Origin of the sequence: Pseudomonas sp. GL-B-12 (assembly GCF_019955895.1) — a bacterium.
In the GTDB taxonomy this organism is placed as follows: domain Bacteria; phylum Pseudomonadota; class Gammaproteobacteria; order Pseudomonadales; family Pseudomonadaceae; genus Aquipseudomonas.
This window is the reverse complement of the sequence record NZ_JAHBCX010000044.1, coordinates 58,124-76,486: the sequence shown is the minus strand read 5'-3', so window position 1 is coordinate 76,486 and position 18,363 is coordinate 58,124. Positions and strand designations below refer to the sequence as shown.

General features: G+C 58.8%; 19 protein-coding genes. 10 read left to right on the top strand and 9 right to left on the bottom strand.

Going from position 1 to position 18,363, the window contains the following annotated elements; genetic code table 11:
* Nucleotides 1–98 precede the first annotated feature (98 nt).
* On the bottom strand, nucleotides 99–1,073 hold the full coding sequence (locus tag KGA85_RS22735; RefSeq protein ID WP_223459132.1) for a 2-hydroxyacid dehydrogenase: 975 nt from the start codon (nucleotides 1,071–1,073) through the stop codon (nucleotides 99–101).
* 194 nt (nucleotides 1,074–1,267) lie between these two features.
* Between KGA85_RS22735 and KGA85_RS22730 the strand changes: the two genes are divergently transcribed.
* Nucleotides 1,268–1,525: a hypothetical protein gene (locus tag KGA85_RS22730; protein ID WP_223459130.1), complete on the top strand. Its 258-nt coding sequence runs from the start codon at nucleotides 1,268–1,270 to the stop codon at nucleotides 1,523–1,525.
* A gap of 69 nt (nucleotides 1,526–1,594) precedes the next feature.
* On the opposite strand, the gene KGA85_RS22725 is transcribed toward KGA85_RS22730, so the two are convergent.
* The 5 genes from KGA85_RS22725 to norR all read right to left on the bottom strand — a co-directional run bounded on the left by KGA85_RS22725 (nucleotide 1,595) and on the right by norR (nucleotide 6,092).
* Nucleotides 1,595–2,344 carry a YkgJ family cysteine cluster protein gene (locus tag KGA85_RS22725; protein WP_223459128.1) on the bottom strand — a complete coding sequence of 250 codons (750 nt, stop codon included), beginning with the start codon at nucleotides 2,342–2,344 and terminating at the stop codon, nucleotides 1,595–1,597.
* Nucleotides 2,345–2,427: 83 nt separating this feature from the next.
* Complete coding sequence (locus KGA85_RS22720; protein WP_223459126.1) at nucleotides 2,428–2,754, bottom strand: hypothetical protein; 327 nt, start codon at nucleotides 2,752–2,754, stop codon at nucleotides 2,428–2,430.
* 175 nt (nucleotides 2,755–2,929) lie between these two features.
* Nucleotides 2,930–3,415 carry a GNAT family N-acetyltransferase gene (locus tag KGA85_RS22715; RefSeq protein WP_223459125.1) on the bottom strand — a complete coding sequence of 162 codons (486 nt, stop codon included), beginning with the start codon at nucleotides 3,413–3,415 and terminating at the stop codon, nucleotides 2,930–2,932.
* Nucleotides 3,416–4,318: a chemotaxis protein CheV gene (locus KGA85_RS22710; protein WP_223532662.1), complete on the bottom strand. Its 903-nt coding sequence runs from the start codon at nucleotides 4,316–4,318 to the stop codon at nucleotides 3,416–3,418.
* Nucleotides 4,319–4,541: 223 nt separating this feature from the next.
* The gene (gene norR / locus KGA85_RS22705) at nucleotides 4,542–6,092 is read right to left on the bottom strand and encodes a nitric oxide reductase transcriptional regulator NorR (RefSeq protein WP_223459121.1); all 1,551 of its coding nucleotides are present in this window, start codon (nucleotides 6,090–6,092) and stop codon (nucleotides 4,542–4,544) included.
* A 156-nt stretch (nucleotides 6,093–6,248) separates the two neighbouring features.
* Here norR and hmpA point away from each other — a divergent pair, with 156 nt between their 5' ends.
* Both hmpA and KGA85_RS22695 read left to right on the top strand, forming a co-directional pair.
* A complete protein-coding gene (gene hmpA / locus KGA85_RS22700) occupies nucleotides 6,249–7,430 on the top strand; it encodes an NO-inducible flavohemoprotein (protein ID WP_223459119.1) in 1,182 nt (393 codons plus the stop codon).
* 303 nt (nucleotides 7,431–7,733) lie between these two features.
* Nucleotides 7,734–8,243 carry a disulfide bond formation protein B gene (locus KGA85_RS22695; RefSeq protein ID WP_223459117.1) on the top strand — a complete coding sequence of 170 codons (510 nt, stop codon included), beginning with the start codon at nucleotides 7,734–7,736 and terminating at the stop codon, nucleotides 8,241–8,243.
* Nucleotides 8,244–8,794: 551 nt separating this feature from the next.
* On the opposite strand, the gene KGA85_RS22690 is transcribed toward KGA85_RS22695, so the two are convergent.
* Nucleotides 8,795–9,055 carry a hypothetical protein gene (locus KGA85_RS22690; protein ID WP_223459115.1) on the bottom strand — a complete coding sequence of 87 codons (261 nt, stop codon included), beginning with the start codon at nucleotides 9,053–9,055 and terminating at the stop codon, nucleotides 8,795–8,797.
* Between the two features lie 27 nt (nucleotides 9,056–9,082).
* Here KGA85_RS22690 and cyoA point away from each other — a divergent pair, with 27 nt between their 5' ends.
* The 7 genes from cyoA (at nucleotide 9,083) to KGA85_RS22655 (ending at nucleotide 15,942) form a co-directional block, all read left to right on the top strand.
* Nucleotides 9,083–10,027 (top strand): ubiquinol oxidase subunit II, encoded by a 945-nt coding sequence (gene cyoA, locus KGA85_RS22685; RefSeq protein ID WP_223459113.1) that lies wholly within the window; start codon nucleotides 9,083–9,085, stop codon nucleotides 10,025–10,027.
* Nucleotides 10,028–10,030: 3 nt separating this feature from the next.
* The gene (gene cyoB, locus KGA85_RS22680; protein ID WP_223459111.1) at nucleotides 10,031–12,061 is read left to right on the top strand and encodes a cytochrome o ubiquinol oxidase subunit I; all 2,031 of its coding nucleotides are present in this window, start codon (nucleotides 10,031–10,033) and stop codon (nucleotides 12,059–12,061) included.
* Between the two features lie 3 nt (nucleotides 12,062–12,064).
* Nucleotides 12,065–12,691, top strand: a complete 627-nt coding sequence (locus KGA85_RS22675) for a cytochrome o ubiquinol oxidase subunit III (RefSeq protein WP_007986828.1) — start codon at nucleotides 12,065–12,067, stop codon at nucleotides 12,689–12,691.
* Entirely contained in the window at nucleotides 12,692–13,039 is a 348-nt protein-coding gene (gene cyoD / locus KGA85_RS22670) for a cytochrome o ubiquinol oxidase subunit IV (protein WP_223459110.1), read from the top strand.
* Between the two features lie 11 nt (nucleotides 13,040–13,050).
* On the top strand, nucleotides 13,051–13,938 hold the full coding sequence (gene cyoE / locus KGA85_RS22665; protein WP_223459108.1) for a heme o synthase: 888 nt from the start codon (nucleotides 13,051–13,053) through the stop codon (nucleotides 13,936–13,938).
* Nucleotides 13,939–14,160: 222 nt separating this feature from the next.
* Nucleotides 14,161–14,352: a hypothetical protein gene (locus tag KGA85_RS22660; RefSeq protein WP_223459107.1), complete on the top strand. Its 192-nt coding sequence runs from the start codon at nucleotides 14,161–14,163 to the stop codon at nucleotides 14,350–14,352.
* 78 nt (nucleotides 14,353–14,430) lie between these two features.
* Nucleotides 14,431–15,942, top strand: coding sequence for a Fic family protein (locus KGA85_RS22655; protein ID WP_223532690.1), 1,512 nt, complete (start codon nucleotides 14,431–14,433; stop codon nucleotides 15,940–15,942).
* A gap of 91 nt (nucleotides 15,943–16,033) precedes the next feature.
* Here the strand turns inward: KGA85_RS22655 and KGA85_RS22650 are convergent, their stop codons facing one another.
* Both KGA85_RS22650 and KGA85_RS22645 read right to left on the bottom strand, forming a co-directional pair.
* Nucleotides 16,034–16,312 carry a DUF3077 domain-containing protein gene (locus KGA85_RS22650; protein WP_015093561.1) on the bottom strand — a complete coding sequence of 93 codons (279 nt, stop codon included), beginning with the start codon at nucleotides 16,310–16,312 and terminating at the stop codon, nucleotides 16,034–16,036.
* A gap of 500 nt (nucleotides 16,313–16,812) precedes the next feature.
* Nucleotides 16,813–18,231: a PLP-dependent aminotransferase family protein gene (locus KGA85_RS22645; protein ID WP_223459105.1), complete on the bottom strand. Its 1,419-nt coding sequence runs from the start codon at nucleotides 18,229–18,231 to the stop codon at nucleotides 16,813–16,815.
* Nucleotides 18,232–18,363: the final 132 nt, after the last annotated feature.

The window sequence follows — 18,363 nt, the reverse complement described above, 5'->3', positions numbered from 1 at the left end:
CAGAGTGTGTATTCAGTGAGTTGCTTAACAGGATGCAAACGACTTTTTTGTTGTTTTTTCTAAACGGGCAGGCGCCTGCAACGCCTGCCAGCTTTACATTAACCCCTCCAGACTTGCGGGTTGACCAGGTCCTGCGGTCGCTCGCCCAGCAGGGCACTGCGCAAGTTGGCCAGGGCACGGTTGGCCATGGCATCGCGGGTCTCATGGGTGGCCGAGCCGATGTGCGGCAAGGTCACGGCGTTTTTCAGCTGGAACAGGGGCGAGTCAGCCAGCGGTTCTTTTTCGTACACGTCCAGCCCGGCACCACGAATGCGGTTGTTTTGCAGCGCTTCGATCAGCGCCGGCTCGTCTACCACCGGGCCACGGGAGATGTTTACCAGAATGGCGCCCGGCTTCATCAGCGCCAGTTCGCGATGGCTGATGAGGTGTTTGGTCTTCTCGCTGAGCGGTACCACCAGGCACACGAAGTCGGCTTCGGCCAGCAATTGATCGAGGCTGCGGTACTGTGCGCCGAGTTCCTGTTCCAGCCCGGTCTTGCGGCTATTGCCGCTGTAGATGACCGGCATGTTGAACCCCAGGCGACCGCGTCGGGCGATGGCCGCACCGATATTGCCCATGCCGACAATGCCCAGGGTCTTGCCGTGCACATCGCAACCGAACAGCTGCGCACCGACAGTGGCTTGCCATTGCCCGGCCTTGGTCCAGGCATCCAGTTCGGCGACGCGACGGGCGCTGCTCATCAACAGGGCAAACGCCAGGTCGGCGGTGCTTTCGGTGAGCACATCCGGCGTGTTGGTCAGCATGATCCCGCGTTCGTTGAAGTAGGCCAGGTCATAGTTGTCGTAGCCCACCGAGACGCTGGACACCACTTCCAGGCTGGCGGCGTTCTCCAGCTGCGCACGACCGAGTTTGCGGCCGACGCCGATCAGGCCGTGGGCATTGGGCAGGGCTTCGTTGAACTGGGCGTTGATGTCGCCGTTTTTCGGATTCGGCACGATAACGTCGAAATCCTGTTGCAGGCGTTCAACCATTTGTGGAGTGACGCGGCTGAATGCAAGGACGGTCTTTTTCATGGGGGACGGGCTCGTCGGGCGGTGAAGAATGATGAGCACGCTAACATTCTTCACGGGATTTGTGCGAGTCGTCAGGCGGTCAATGCAAGCTTGCAGCTTGTCGTGCTCCATCCAGTTATACTGCCGCACTTCTTATTCTGTGGCATGCGGCCCACTCACCGGGCCCGACATTTCATGCACCACCCGGAGCTTTCATGACTTCCCCGAAACAACCGCCGATCGCCGACGCCCTGAGCGACGTTCAGGCAGAGCTGCCAGACAGCGTCGACTCCAGCGCCGACAGCGAAACCAAAGCCGAGATCCCGGCGTTCAAGTTCCCGTTCAAGCCGGGTGATCTGGCGGCCGCCAAGGGCTCCAACCAGCCGTGGTACAAGAACGGCGCCAAGAATGGCCACACCAAGACGCCGGGCATGGCTCCGCCGGGGACTCGTCGGTCGATGGGCAAGCGCTAAATCCGGACTTTGCGATGACCGTGCCGCCGTCATCGCGGGCAAGCCATTCAAGGCGATACAATGTCCTGATCAAACCGCCCGCAACGAAATGAACGCATAGTTCGCCGGCGCATCCGTTACCACCTGTGCGCCAGCCGCCAGCACTTGCCCGGCAATGTCATCGCCGGACACATGAAACAGCCATTCGCTGCCCCACTCAGGCAAGGTTTGTCCCGCCAGGTCGTCGATGATCGCGGCAAATTCCGCCATATCCGGCAGATAAGCAGTAAACCCATCACCCTTCAGGGCTGTCGTGCGGATGCCCAGCAATGCGCAAATTGCATCCTTCATCTGAATATCGTCACGATCCGCCTCGCGTGAGCGCTGGATCAGTTGCACCAGCTCCTGATCGACCAGATTGCCGCCGACGATCAGCTCCGGCCCTGTTTCCCATGACTCTGGCGGGCACTCCTTGGCGGCGGTGTTCAGCTCAATGTGCGGATTGATTTCCATCGGATAGATGCGGCACACCAGCGGCCGGCGTTCGTAGATGCGGCAGAGGCTGTCTTCGTCAAGATTTCGGCAGGGGCCGACATTGTAGGCGGCGAAGGTAATGGCCACGTACGTCTCGGATTCGCCGCTGCGCACCGCCGCCGAACGGCGTTCGGCGTGTTCCCGTTGTTGCTCCGGCAGACCCAGGCCATTGCCCAGAAACGCTTCCACCAGCACGATCACCTGACCACCGTCGGCTGCCCACATCCGGGCTTCGCCCAGGGTCAGGGGCACATTGTGGTCGTTGCAGCATTTGCCGCAGCCTACACAGGAAAACGTTGTATTCATCGAGCGTTCGTTCGCATCACAGTGCATGAAACGGCGACAGAATGCCGCCGCAAAAGCCGCTATCGAAGCAAATTATGCGCCACTCAGTTTTCCTTGCCAGCCGGGCGGATGGAGTCCCATTCGGTGACGTACGCGGTTTTGCTCTTTTTGTTGTACAGGCACAGTTCGGTGCCTTGTGCGCCTTTCATGTGCTTTTGCGGGTACTGGCCCTGGAGCAGGAGCGCGGTGTAACCGACCCGGTCATCGAACTGCGCGGCGGTGCCGACCGGTTTGCTGTCCTTCAGGCCGCTGGCCTTGGTGCAACTGGCAAGTACGGCTTTGTCGTAGGTGGCCCAGGCGTCAGGGCTGGAGGCATGGGCTTGGGTGGCGAGGGCGGTGAGGCAGAGGAGAATCAGGGGCGCAGCTTTCATGGTTCAGGCTTCCTTGGGCTGAGTGGCCAAGGCAGGAGTATGCCTGAAAGGTTGATAGTGACTTTGCTGGCCTCTTCGCGGGCAAGCCCGCTCCCACAGTTGTGTGTGTCGGGCGCAGAATCTGCGTACACCCTCGAACCTTTGCAGGAGCTGGCTTGCCAGCGAAGGCGGCATGTCAGAGTGGAACCGGCTCCCGGCGGACCGCGCGCATCCCGACGCTTTCATACAAGCGCCGCGCGCGAAGGTTGTCTTCACGTACCTTCAGGTCCACGAAACCCTCACGCCGCTGCTGGAACATCTTGAATGCCTGCAACAACAATGCACGCCCCAACCCTCGGCCCTGAAACCGCGGGTGCACCACCAGGTTCTTGATATAGGCACTGGTCCAGCACTGGCAAACGCCCACCACTTCTCCGGCATCCAGGGCAATCAAGCACAGGGCCGGGTCATGTTCCGGATCGGTTTCGAACTGCCGTTGCCACATCTCCAGCGCGGCTACGCGACCACCGCCGTCGAGATAACCGAACTCCATCAACCGGTGTACGGCGGCACCCAGTTCGGGACGGTACTCACTCAATTGCAGGCCGGCTGGCCATTCGGGGGACGGCGCGACGACAGAGAGGTCGCGCCGCATCAGCCAGCAGAATTCTTCTGTCAACATTCAATAACCCTGTTCGGCGACAGCCTTGGCCGCGGTGATCAGGCACTGGGTCAATTCCGGCGAAGAGAATTTGGTCAGCACCGCGTTCGCCCCCGCCAGTCGTGCTTTCTCGGCGTTCATCGCACTGTCCAGCGAGGTGTGCAGCAGTACATAAAGATGCGCGAAATCCGGGGTTTCCCGCAGGGTGCGGGTGAAGGCGTAGCCGTCCATCTCCGACATTTCGATGTCCGAGACGATCAGGTTGATCTGCTGCGCGGTGCCTTGCAGATCCAGCAGGCAGTCGATGGCTTCCTTGGCGCTGCGGGCGGTACGGCATTGCAGGCCAAGGTTACGCAGGGTGTGCACGGATTGCTGCAAGGCGACCTGGCTGTCGTCGACCACCAGGATGCGCGCGTTGCCGAGCAGTTCGGCGTCTTCCATGCTCAGTTCGGTCGGCGCCATTTCGATTTGTGCCGGGGCGATGCCATGGATGACTTTTTCGATGTCCAGCACTTGCACCAGGGTGCCATCGACCGACGTCACGCCGGTGATGTAGGCGCGCAAACCACCGGAGCCAAAGGGCGGCGGGCGGATGTCGGTGGTCAGGCAATGGACGATCCTGCTCACCGCCTGCACGTGCAGGCCCTGCTTGGAGCGGCTGACGTCGGTGACAATCAGACAGCCGCCGTTGGGGTCTTCCAGCGGACGCTCGCCAATGGCACGGCTAAGGTCGATCACCGACAGCGAGGCACCGCGCAGGGTGGCAATGCCTTTGACGTGGGGGTGCGACTCCGGCAGCCTGGTCAGCGGTGGGCAGGGAATGATTTCACTGACCTTGAGCAGGTTGATCGCCATCAGCTTGCCGCTGCGCAAGGTAAACAGCAAAAGCGAAAGTGAGTCTGCGCGGGCTTTGGTGGAGGACATATGAACCTTCTCTGGAAAAAGGTGACGGGCAATCCCGGGATCGCCAATGACTTCGATGCCGGGTTATCGACTTGTCGGGGGCAGGCTTTAGTAATTCAGTGAGTGGTAGAACGCCATCGTCGGAACGCCGCCCGGAGCAAGCTCGCTCCCACAGGTGGCCGAGGTGAACACAAATGTTGTGTCCACTGAAATCCACTGTGGGAGATTGCTCGCGATTGGGTCATCACTTCATGCCGAGCCGCTTGGCCATCCGCCCCAGGTTCGCCCGATCCAGGCCCAGCTCACGGGCCGCGCTTGCCCAATTGTTGTTGTGCCGCTCCAGGCAGGCACCGATCAATTGACGCTGATAACGCTCGGTGGCCTCGCGCAAGTCGCCGGTGACCGCTTGAGTGATGGCGGCGACGGGTTGCTCGGCAGCGGCTTCAACGCTGGCATTGGGCAAGTCCAGGTCGGCTGCGCTCAAACTGAGGATCTTCGGCCGTTCCTTGCAATTGCCCAAGGCCTTCAAGGCGCTGCGGCCGATCAGATGTTCAAGCTCGCGCACGTTGCCGGGCCAGTCGTAGGCCAACAGCGCAGCCTGGGCGTCGCTGTTCAGGCGCAGGCTGTTGAGGCCCATGCGCGAGCGGTTCTGCTCCAGGAAGTAACCGCTGAGCAGTAGCACATCACGCCCGCGATCGCGCAGGGCCGGCACCAGCAGCGGATAAACGCTGAGGCGATGGTAGAAGTCGGCGCGGTAACGGCCGCTGCGCACTTCTTCGGCGAGGTCGCGGTTGGTCGCCGCGATCAGGCGCACGTCGACCTGATGCTCCTTGTCCGAACCCAGTCGCTGCAGTTGACCGCTCTGCAACACCCGCAGCAACTTGGCCTGCACGGTCAGCGACAACTCACCGACTTCATCGAGAAACAGCGTGCCGCCATTGGCCAGCTCGAACTTGCCACGGCGGTCGTTCATCGCCCCGGTAAAGGCGCCGCGGACATGGCCGAACAACTCGCTTTCCACCAATGTGTCGGGCAGCGCGGCGCAGTTGAGGCTGATGATCGGTTTGTCGGCGCGGGGCGAGGCGGCATGGATGGCCTGGGCCACCAACTCCTTGCCGACCCCGGTTTCGCCAGTGATCAACACGGTCAGGTCGCTGCCGCCCACCAGGCTGATTTCTTCGACCAGACGCTTGTGGGCCTTGCTCTGGCCAATCATCTCGCGATTCTGCTGGCCGCTGGCCTGGCGGTAGACCTCGGCGCGTTGATGCTCATCTTCGACCCGGTTGTTCAAGCGCTCGATGCGTTCGGCCGCGTTGACCGTGGCAGCTGCGAGGCTGGCGAAGGCTTGCAGGGCATCCAGTTCGATCGGTTCGAAGCGCTCCGGGTCGAGGGCATCGAGGGTCAGCAGACCCCAGGGACGCTCGTCGATGAACAATGGGCAACCCATGCAGTCGTGGACTTCCAGATGATCATCCAGGCCATCGACCAGGCCGTCATAGGGGTCAGGCAAGTCGCTGTCGGCAGCGAAACGGGTTGGGCCGGGGCCGCTGAGCAGTGCTTCGAAACGTGGATGCTCGCTGACCTTGAAGCGCCGACCGAGGGTGTCGGTACTCAAGCCGTCGACGGCCAGCGGCACCAGCCATTCACCATCAAGACGCAGCAGGGCGGCGGCGTCGCACGGGAGCAGGGCGCGCATGGCTTCCAGCAGGCGGCGATAACGCTCACCCTCGGGCAGTTCGCGGGACAGGTCGGAGACCAGGGGCAGCAGGGCGGTGAGCAGGGATTTTGCAGTCATAGTGACTCCGTGTAGTCGGTATGACTATAAATCAAGGGGTGTCTAAATGACTATTAAGTTTTTAACTAATTGATTTATAACGATTAAATAGTTGGCACGGAAGCTGATAAGCATAGGGTAATCCGTTAGCAACCCAAGAAGACCAGGAGTCACCTTATGCTGAGCGCTCAAGACCGTGCCATCGTCAAATCCACCGTGCCGCTGCTCGAAAGCGGTGGTGAGGCGCTGATCACGCACTTCTACCGCATGATGCTCTCCGAATACCCGGAAGTCCGCCCGCTGTTCAACCAGGCCCACCAGGCCAGTGGTGATCAGCCGCGTGCCCTGGCCAACGGCGTATTGATGTATGCGCGCCATATCGACCAGCTGGACCAGTTGGGCGACCTGGTGGCCAAGATCATCAACAAGCACGTGGCCCTGCAGATTCTGCCAGAGCACTACCCGATTGTCGGCAGCTGCCTGCTGCGGGCCATCGCCGAAGTATTGGGCGAAGAGATCGCCACCCCGGAAGTGATCGCGGCCTGGGGCGCGGCCTACGGGCAACTGGCGGACATCCTGATCGGTGCTGAAACCAGCATCTACGACCAGAAGGAACAGGCACCGGGCGGCTGGCGCGGGGCGCGGGAATTCATCGTGCTGGACAAGGTCGAGGAGAGCGCCGAGATCACTTCGTTCTACTTCGAACCTGCGGACAAAGGCCCGATCCTTGAGGCAGAACCCGGCCAGTACATCGGCATGAAACTGATCCTCGACGGTGAAGAGATCCGTCGTAACTACTCGCTGTCGGCGCTGGCGAACAAAGGCCAGTACCGTATCAGCGTCAAGCGTGAAGCCGGTGGCCGCGCTTCCAACTACCTGCATGACCAGTTGCATGTCGGCGCAAGCATCCAGTTGTTCCCGCCATCGGGCGAGTTCACCCTGACCGCCAGCGACAAGCCACTGGTGCTGATCAGCGGCGGCGTCGGCATTACCCCGACCCTGGCGATGCTCGAAGCGGCGCTGGAGACTCAGCGGCCGGTGCATTTCATCCACTGCGCGCGCAACGGCAGCGTCCACGCCTTCCGCGACTGGATCGACGGCCTGGCCGAGCGTCACCCGCAGCTCAAGCGCTTCTACTGCTACGCCGAAGATGACGGCGTGAGCCCGGCGGCGCACAAGATCGGCTTGTTGAGCCAGCAGCAGTTGAATGCATGGCTGCCGGAGCAGCGTGACCTGGATGTTTACTTCCTGGGGCCGAAAGGTTTCATGGCCGCGATCAAGCGTCACCTTAAAGCCCTGGGTGTGCCGGAGAAGCAAAGCCGTTACGAGTTCTTCGGGCCGGCTGCGACGCTGGAGTAAGCGGTTGCGGCGGCTCGGGAAACCGAGTCGCCTGCTTCGCGAGCAAGCCCGCCCCCACATTTGAGCTTTGTCGTTCACAGAATATGTGTTCGCTGGAGATCCAGTGTGGGAGCGGGCTTGCTCCGGGCGGCGCTCCGGCGAATGCCACACCTCGGTCCTGAACTGAAAAAAGCCAGAAAGTTAATCCCTCCTTAACCGCCTTATCGTCTATTCCCCCCGAATCCCCCTCACATGCTCCAGACTCTCAAAGGTCCGGGCCAGCGTGTAGACTGGCGGGCAATCGAAATTTTCAAGGGAAACGCGATGAGCGAAGAATCCATGCGGTTGGGGCGTGAACGGCGCTACCTGGTGTTGTTGGGCATCATTTGCCTGGCGCTGATCGGCGGGGCGCTGTACATGCAAATTGTTCTGGGCGAGGCCCCTTGCCCGCTGTGCATCCTGCAGCGTTATGCGTTGCTGCTGATCGCGATCTTCGCCTTCATCGGCGCAGCCATGCGCAGCCGTCGCAGCATCACGGTGTTCGAAACCCTGGTAGTGATCTGCGCACTGGCAGGCGTCGGCGTTGCCGGGCATCACGTCTATACGCAGTTCTATCCGGCGGTCAGCTGTGGCATCGATGTGCTGCAACCGATCGTCGATGACTTGCCGCTGGCGAAGATCTTCCCGCTGGGTTTCCAGGTCGACGGTTTCTGCTCCACGCCATACCCGCCGATCCTCGGTCTGTCGCTGGCGCAGTGGGCGCTGGTCGCCTTCGTGCTGATCGTGGTGCTGGTGCCGTTGCTGACCTCGCGTAACCGCAAAGCGCTGCGCTGAGGCCATCTGCCGCCGCGCATTGTCGGACAAAAAAGCCCCGGTCCTCGAAGAGAGGGTCGGGGCTTTTTTTGTCGTGCAGAGCACATTTCAGAGGCCGGGTAAAAAGACCGTGACGGGCGGCAATCAAGGGTGCGACACATGTGCGACATGTTGTCACAGAGTCAGTGTCGCAGGGCGTTCGAGGAAGCCGGATTGGTACATGGAAACGTAACGAAATTGGGCTGTTTTGCAGGCTTGCGGTTTTTTCCATTCCAAACGCGAGCAGGCAGTTTTAACAGGGGCTGGCGAATGGCCGAAGCCCCCGTCATATCGGGCTTCGGGCAAGGTGAAGGGCGGTGAGGAGGGGCCCGATACTGTCTGAACTGTGGGTGGAAGACCTACTTATTGTGGTGTTTTTGTTGAGAATTAATTTCGATAAGATGCGCCACTTTTGCGAAAACGGTTAATGATTGTTGCCGGTTCGGATAAAAATTATTTCGGGATGAGACATGGTTTATACAACGTTACATATCTACAATCGCCCGCACTGAATCCCCGGCACTGCTCAAATCTTAACCAGACGTGAGCAGAAACAGGGTGTCGAGAGGTCTGGTGGCTTCATGCGATGCCCAGGTGTCGGAGTCTCCAACTACCCGCACCAAATGGAATTGGTCTGTAACAAGGCCTTTGACCACGAATTCGAATAAGAACTCACCGCAGGCCAGGGATTTGTCGTACAGCGTCTGACGCACGACGGGCATGCCCTTATTCAATCCAAGAAAAATGCCAACCCTTGGCAGGGTGAAGTGTTGGCGATCAAAACCCAACTGCATTGCGCAAGCTGCTTTAGAGGTCGTGAGATGAGTAAAAACAGGTACCCCAGACTACTAGGCTTATTGCCGCTGATCGGCACGTTGTTGCTGTCAGGCTGCAACATGACCTTGCTCAATCCCAAGGGCCAGGTTGGTCTGGACGAGCGAAACCTGATCATCACCGCAACGCTGCTGATGCTGTTGGTCGTGGTGCCGGTCATCGTCATGACCTTCCTGTTCGCCTGGAAATACCGCGCGTCCAACACCAACGCCACCTACACCCCGAAATGGAACCACTCCACCAAGATCGAGATCGCGGTGTGGGCTGTTCCGGTGCTGATCATCATTGCCCTGGGTTACGTCACCTACAAGTCGACCCACGCCCTTGACCCGTACAAGCCGCTGGAATCCGACGTTAAGCCGGTGACCATCGAAGTGGTCGCGCTGGACTGGAAGTGGCTGTTCATCTACCCGGAACAAGGCATCGCCACGGTCAACAAGATCGTGTTCCCGGCGCACACCCCGATCAACTTCAAGATCACTTCCGACGCCGTGATGAACTCGTTCTTCATCCCTGCGCTGGGTGGCCAGATCTACGCGATGGCGGGCATGCAGACCAAGCTGCACCTGATCGCCAACGAGAACGCTGAGATGGACGGTATCTCCGCCAACTACAGCGGCGCGGGTTTCACCGGTATGAAATTCAAGGCGATCGCCACTTCCCAGGAAGATTTCGACGCCTGGGTAAGTGAAGTCAAAAAGGCACCTAAACAGCTTGAACAAGTTGAATACGCAGCCCTTGCCAAGCAGAGCCAGAACAACCCAGTCGAGCTCTACTCCTCGGTGACGCCGAACCTGTTCCAGACCATCGTCGACAAGTACGAAGGCATGAAACCGGGTCCGAAAGTGAAGCACGAGAAAGAAGAGAAAGAAGTGGCCGCTACGCAAGGAATGGACATGAACGCGCATTCAGCTGCCGGGGCAGAGGAGTAAACGATGTTTGGTAAATTAAGTTGGGAAGCGATCCCGTTCCACGAACCGATCGTGATGATAACCATCTCCATGATCGCGCTCGGTGGTCTGGCGCTGTTCGCTGCAATCACCTACTTCAAGAAGTGGACCTACCTGTGGACCGAGTGGCTGACATCGGTCGACCACAAGAAAATCGGCGTGATGTACATCGTCGTCGCCATGGTCATGCTGCTGCGCGGCTTTGCCGACGCCATCATGATGCGTACCCAGCTGGCCATGGCCACCGAGGGTTCGCCTGGCTACCTGCCACCTGAACACTATGACCAGATCTTCACCGCCCACGGTGTGATCATGATCATCTTCATGGCGATGCCATTCTTCACCGGCCTGATGAACCTTGCAGTGCCGCTGCAGATCGGCGCGCGTGACGTTGCCTACCCGTTCCTGAACTCCCTGAGCTTCTGGCTGCTGGTTTCCGGTGTGGTGCTGATCAACCTGTCCCTGGGTGTCGGCGAATTCGCCAAGACCGGCTGGGTTGCCTATCCGCCGCTGTCGGGCCTGCAATACAGCCCTGGCGTGGGGATGGATTACTACATCTGGGCGCTACAGCTATCCGGCCTGGGTACGACGCTGACGGGGGTCAACTTCCTGGCCACCGTGCTGAAAATGCGTACCCCTGGCATGAAGCTGATGGACATGCCGATCTTCACCTGGACCTGCACCTGGGCCAACGTCCTGATCGTGGCTTCGTTCCCGATCCTGACCGCTACCCTGGCACTGCTGACGCTTGACCGTTACATGGATTTCCACATTTTCACCAATGAACTTGGTGGCAATCCGATGATGTACGTGAACCTGTTCTGGGCCTGGGGTCACCCTGAGGTGTACATCCTGATCCTGCCAGCGTTCGGTATCTTCTCCGAAGTCATCTCGACCTTCACCGGCAAGAAACTGTTCGGCCACCACTCGATGGTCTACGCATCGGGCGCGATCTCGATCCTGGGCTTCATGGTTTGGCTGCACCACTTCTTCACCATGGGTTCGGGTGCCAGCGTCAACGCCTTCTTCGGTCTGGCGACGATGCTGATTTCCGTCCCGACGGGTGTGAAGCTGTTCAACTGGCTGTTCACCATCTACCAGGGCCGTCTGCGCTTCACCAGCCAGGTGATGTGGACCCTGGGCTTCATGGTGACCTTCGCCATCGGCGGCATGACCGGCGTACTGCTGGCCATCCCGGGTGCCGACTTCGTTCTGCACAACAGCCTGTTCGTAATCGCGCACTTCCATAACGTGATCATCGGCGGCGCGGTATTTGGCTACATCGCCGGTTTCGGCTTCTACTTCCCTAAAGCGTTCGGCTTCAAGCTGCACGAAGGTTGGGGCAAGGCCGCATTCTGGTTCTGGATCACCGGCTTCTTCGTCGCGTTCATGCCGCTCTACGTACTGGGCTTCATGGGCATGACCCGTCGTCTGAACGCCACCACCAACCCAGAGTGGGTGCCGTACCTGTACGTTGCCATGTTCGGTGCGGTGATGATCGCCGTAGGTATCGCCTGCCAGTTGATCCAGCTGTACGTCAGCGTGCGTGACCGCAACAAGCCAGAGAACATGTGCGAACACGGTGACCCGTGGAATGCACACACTCTGGAATGGTCGACCTCGTCGCCACCACCGTTCTACAACTTCGCTGTACTGCCGAAAGCCGATGGCGTCGACCCGTTCAGCGAAGCCAAGGAAAACGGTACCGCATACAAGGCTCCGGCCAGGTACGAACCGATCCACATGCCAAACAACACCGCGACCGGTGTGGTCATGGGTGCTCTGTTGACCGTGTTCGGTTTCGCGATGATCTGGCACATCTGGTGGCTGGCAATCGCTGGCCTGGCCGGCACCGTGATCTACTTCGTGATCCACGCGGCCCGTGATGATCAAGGCTATATGGTGCCGGTCGACGTGATCGAGCGCATCGAAGCCGAGCAGCACAAGCGTCTGGTAGCGGCAGGGAAAATCCCGGCCACCGCCACCCGTGTTGAAACCTCGTTGGAACAGGCTTAAACCATGTCGAACTTAGTGACCAATGCTGGACACACCCATGTCGATGGACATGGGCATGATGACCATCACCACGACTCGGGCGAGATGACCGTATTCGGTTTCTGGCTCTACCTGATGACCGACTGCATTCTGTTTGCGTCGATCTTCGCGGCGTACGCGGTACTGGTTAACAACGTAGCGGGTGGCCCGTCGGGCCACGACATCTTCGAACTGCCATACGTACTGGGCGAAACCGCTCTGCTGCTGTTCAGTTCGATCACCTACGGCTTCGCCATGCTGGCGTTCTTCCGTGGCAACAAGAAGCAGGTCCTGGGCTGGCTGGCCCTGACCTTCCTGTTCGGTGCCGGCTTCATCGGCATGGAGATCAACGAGTTCCACATGCTGATCTCCGAAGGCTACGGCCCTAGCCGCAGCGGCTTCCTGTCCGGGTTCTTCACCCTGGTCGGCACCCACGGTCTGCACGTGACCAGCGGTCTGATCTGGATGGCGATCATGATGTATCAGGTGCAGAAAAACGGCCTGACGGCGACCAACAAGACCCGTCTGAGCTGCCTGAGCCTGTTCTGGCACTTCCTGGACGTCGTGTGGATCTGCGTATTCACCGTTGTTTATCTGATGGGGACTATGTAAATGGCTAACGCAGCTCATTCCCAAAATGGCCATGACAGCCACGACGCCGGTCACGGCAGCGTCAAGTCCTACGGCATCGGTTTCATCCTGTCAGTGATCCTGACCCTGATTCCGTTCGGTCTGGTGATGTACCCGACGCTGCCGAAGTCGATCACTCTGATGATCGTCGTCGCGTTCGCAGTCATCCAGGTGCTGGTGCACCTGGTGTACTTCCTGCACCTGGACCGTTCGGCCGCGCAGCGTAACAACGTGATTGCGTTTGTTTTCGCCGCGATCGTGATCGTCCTGCTGGTTGGCCTGTCGCTGTGGATCATGTTCAGCATCCACACGTTCATGATGGCGAAGTGAGGTAAGTCCGCATGTCCCTCAAGCACTTTATCCAAATCACCAAACCGGGGATCATTTTCGGTAACGTGCTTTCTGTGGCAGGCGGATTTTTCCTGGCCTCCAAAGGGCATGTCGATCTGGCCATCTTCCTGGCCGCCATGATCGGCACGTCCCTGGTGGTTGCCTCCGGTTGCGTGTTCAACAACTGCATCGACCGCGACATCGACCTGAAGATGGAACGCACCAAGAACCGGGTGCTGGTCCAGGGCTTGATCTCCCTGAAACTGGCCCTGATCTATGCGACCGTCCTGGGTGTCGCCGGCGTTGCCCTGTTGTACAAGGTGGCCAACCCGTTGGCCGCGTTGTTCGCGGTGATCGGCTTCGTGATCTACGTCGGCTTCTACAGCCTGTACCTCAAGCGCAAGTCGGTTCACGGCACGCTGGTGGGCAGTCTGTCGGGCGCCATGCCGCCGGTGATTGGCTACGTCGCAGTCAGCAACACCTTCGACATGGCCGCGCTGACCCTGCTGGTGATGTTCAGCCTGTGGCAGATGCCGCATTCCTACGCCATCGCGATCTTCCGCTTCAACGATTACCTGGCCGCATCGATTCCGGTGCTGCCAGTGAAGCGCGGCATCCAGGTGGCCAAGAAGCACATCCTGATCTACATCCTGGCCTTCCTCGTGGCGACCTTGATGCTGACCTTCAGCGGCTACGCCGGCATGAGCTACCTCGCCGTCGCCGCGGCCATGGGCATGTACTGGCTGTACATGGCCTGGACCGGCTACAAGGCAGTGGATGACACGGTCTGGGCACGCAAGCTGTTCGTGTTCTCGATCTTCACCATTACCGCGTTGAGCGTGATGATGTCCCTGGACTTCAAAGTGCCGAGCGAGTTGCTGCTGACGTACGCGCCTTAAGCGTCGGATGCTGAATCGAAAAGCCCCGCCTTCGAGAGAAGAGCGGGGCTTTTTGTTGGGGGGATTTTAGTCATTTCGGAAAACGGAGTATGGCATTTGGGAAATGTCCTAACGCCGGCACCTGCATTGCTCGGGTAGGGTCTCTATCCACCCATTAATAGATCAGTAGGGCAGACAACATCGGCGACGTATACGTCTTCGATGACATTAGAGGAGGGATGAATGAGAGAACGGAACCTGTTTGACGAGTTGATACAGGGCGTTGAAGAAATGAGAGTTCAACGCGAAGCCATGTTTATGAAGGGCCGCAATGCGGTGGAAGACTTGCAAATCGCTGATATGGGTACGCAAGAACTCCAGGCGCATGCGCTTCCAGGCGACAAGCATTTAAACTGCGACTTAAGAAAAAATTGAGATAATCTTGGAATATTAAGATTTTATTGGCCGACTAAAGAAAAAATGTCCGGCCTGATCAAAAGGAGGATCTGCGCGATGAGTTCAGCTGGGTACGCATGCCTGCAAGACACGCTGCAGCTTTCAGCCTTTCCTTTGCGCCAGCCCGCCAAGGTGCAGCCCGTTACACGTCTTGAGCGAATCGGTGACACATTGGCAGTTCCACCTGGGATTGCCCCTGCTTCAGACGATCTGTTGGGGCATGTGCTCTTCGCCTTGAAGCATGAAGGCATCAACCTCACCATTCTAGCCCAAGCGTTGCCTCAGATTCCGGCACAAGCACTTGAGGCCGAATTGCAAAAAGCTCCGAACGGGATCTACATCCGCAAGGCTTGTTTCCTTTACGAAGCGTTCACTGGCGAAGGCTTGACTCAGCACTCTCCAGTAAAGGGTAGCTTCATCCCTTTATTCGACCCGAAACAGTATTTGACGATGCCAGGGGAGCGCAACTCTCGCTGGCGTGTGGAGTTCAACGGTATTGGCACTTTGGCTTACTGCGCGACAGTTGAACGGACACCTCAAATCACTGCTCTGCTAGAGCACGATATTCTTGCGCGCGCCCAGCAATTCATTCAGAACCTGCCATCAGGAATGATGGATCGAGCGATCAACTGGGCCTACCTGAATGAAACCCGGGACTCGTTTGCCATCGAGAAGGATTCGCCGAGCGAGGAAAAATCCAGACGTTTTATTCAATTGCTCAGACAGGCGCATGAACGCATTCCATTGAGCGAGGATTACTTGGTGACCCTCCAGAATGCGACGATTTCCAATCCCTATGATATGGCTGCTGCGTTCCGCCATGAGCAGAACCACTTGGCAAATGGTCTGCAAGGTGCTGCGGGTGTAACGTTTGTTCCGCCTGCACCTGATCTGTGTCGGGAGCTGATGGATCAGCTTATGGCTTTGGGAAATGAAGCGACAAAGCACATTGACCCACTAGTTGCCGCCGGAGTCATTTCATTCGGTTTCGTCTTCCTACACCCTTTCATGGATGGAAATGGTCGACTTTCTCGCTTTCTCATCCATCAGACACTGTGCCGTGCAGGTGCTTTGGAAAACGGCTTTCTGCTCCCCGTATCGGTTGCAATGAAGCGAGAAGAGCGTCTGTATCTGGAAACCTTGCAGGAGTTCTCTCGTCCTGCGCGTGAGTTCTGGGACGTCCGATGGATTGATCAAGGAAACTTGTCGTTCAACTTCACGGGGCATCCGGCAATCTATCGTTTCTGGGATGCTACGCCAGGTGTGCGGTTCACTCTGGAAATGGCCAAGCGAGCGCTTGAAGTTGAGTTGCGTGAGGAGACTGTTTTTCTCGAAAACTACGACAAGATCGTCAAGGCAGTCGATGAGCGCTACGACGTCAGGGGCAGTGACTTGTCCAACCTGGCGATGATGTGCCTAGCGCAAAATGGCATGGTGTCGAAGCACCGCCGTAAGCAATTCAAGTACTCGGTTCAGGAAGAAGTATTTGACTACATCGAGCAGGTTACGCAAGCCTTGCTTAGGGCGCAGGAAGAGGAAAAACAACAAACTGAAATTGCTGTCGAGTAGCGACTAGAGTGCTGCACTAGTAAGTATGATTCAGGGCACGACACGAACATTCAAAGCCCCACGTTTCTCTAGAAACGCGGGGCTTTTTCATTTAGGCGCGGTTGTTACACGGTGCGTCGAGCACTTTCACCACGTCATCGATGATTGCCTTGCTCATGTCCTGCAAAAAATGCGAGGCCCAGGCATGTCGGTCGGAATCGCGAACCATGGCGGCGTCTGAGGCGAGCAGTTTTGCGAGGTGGAGCAGGTCGGAGGCGTGGTAGAGGGCTTCGATCACCGGGACACCGGCATTGATGCGGAACAGTGGTTCGTTGGCGTGGTAGGAGAACGGGGTGAGGCCGATGGTTTTGAGGTCTTGGGGATTGGTCATTGGGCTTCACCTCTTACTGGGCTGGAGGTGGAGGGGTATGACTGGTGTAGCAGACGGATCAATAGCGTTCATGAGTAAAACTCCCATATCAAGTTGAGAGCTACCACGTTCGTTATCAGGCGAAGGGTGGCAGCTATGCGTGGGCTGATAAACCGGAGATACAGGAAACCGGCAGACCCGAAGGTCTCCCACGCACAGCCGCCATTGCACGAGTGTGTAGACACAAAAAAGCGCCGGCAATCGTGATTGATGGCGCTTGTGCGCCCGTATCTTACCCGGGTTATCAGGCCCGGTCGCTGAATTGGCAGCGACCGGGCGAAGTTAGCCGGCAAGGATGAGGTCGGCAATCGTAGCGATCTGGTGGCCGGGGATGGCCGGGACACCGCAGACCCTGTGGGAGCGGGCTTGCCCGCGATGGCAGTGTGTTAGGCGACATTGATGCTGGATGTGACGGCCCCATCTCGGGCAAGCCCGCTCCCACAGGATTTGAGGCGTGTCGGTTATTTTTGGGCAGTGTCGAGCAACCGGAAAAACCGCTCCCGCACCTGCAAGCTGTCGCTGTGAGCCACGTTGAATCGCAGGAACTGACTGGCATCCGGCCCTTTGCTCAGCAACGTGCCCGGCGCCAATACCATATTGTTCTCCAGCCCTTGGCGAGCCAGATTCTCGGCGTGCAAGCCCTCCGGCAACCGTGCCCAGATAAACACACCTTCGCCGGGCAACGAGGAAAGCGAGCACCCAGCCTCCGCCAACCAACTCGCCACACGGCTATTGGATTCATACAACCGATCCACCGTACGCCGCGCATGTTTGGCATAGCTGCCGTCGCTGAGCATGGTGCAGGTGATCTGCTCCGCCAGCTCCGACGTCACCCCGCCGCAGGCCATTTTCAGGGCGACCATGCGTGCCGCCAATTGTGGCGAGAGCACGGTGTAGCTGACGCGGCTGTTGGCGGTCAGGGTCTTGGAGAAGCCCGACACATAGCTCACGTTGTCCAGCCCGCTGGCCGCCAGGCGTGGGGTGCGGCGTTGCTGGATGTCGCAGTACAGATCGTCTTCGACGATGTGCAAGCCATGGCGGTGGCTCAGTTCCAGCAAGCGGTAGACCTGAGCCGGGGTGAACGAGTGGCCGGTGGGGTTATGCAGCGTGCTGTTGGTCATGTACAGCACGGGTTTGTGGGCTATCAGCAGTTGCTCGAAGGCGTCGAGGTCCATGCCGTCGCAATCCCGGGCGATGGTGATGACTTTGGCCCCGTGCAATGCCAGGTTGGCGTGCATGTTGAAGTAGCAGGGGTCGTCGAGCAGCACGGTGTCGCCGGGTTTGACCAGCAGGCGCATCAGCAGGTCGATGGCCTGCATGGTGTTGGCGGTGGTGATGATCTGGTCCACCGGCGCTTCGATGCCGAAGGTCGCCAGTTTGACCCGCAGGGCCTGGCGCAACGGCACGTAACCGCCGGCCACGCCGTACTCGCCCATGCGCAACGACGTTGCTCGCAGGGTACTGCGCACGGCTTTCTGCAATTCTTCGGCGGGTAGCCACGAGGTCGGCAGAAAGCCGCAGCCGGGGCGCAGCGTGCCGTTGTCCAGCAGCAAGGCGCGACGAATCACGCTGAGGGTGTCCTGGGGTTGCAGGTCTGGGCCGGTGCCACTTTTCAGCGCCGCTTCGGAGCGATGCACGTAATGCCCGGAGCCCTGGCGCGACACCACCAGCCCCTTGGCCCGCATGCGGTCCAGGGCATCGACCACCGTGGATTTACCCACGTTCATCAAGTCGGAGAGTTCGCGAATCGGCGGCAGCTTGGCGCCGTGGGGTAGGCCACCCGTGCTGATGGCCTGGGTCAGTTGATCGACGATCTGCTGCACCAGCGGCACGCCGGGCTGGAATTCAATGGCGGCAATGACTGCACGTTGAACCTGCATTTTACTGGTCTCTCCGGCAGTAAAGTTCGTTGGATTCTATACGAACTTGCTCTGATCAGGACAAGCCTCTCTCTCTACCATGCCCTTACAGACTTTTCTGAATGTCGGCCTTTGTCGGCGGGCATTCACCTG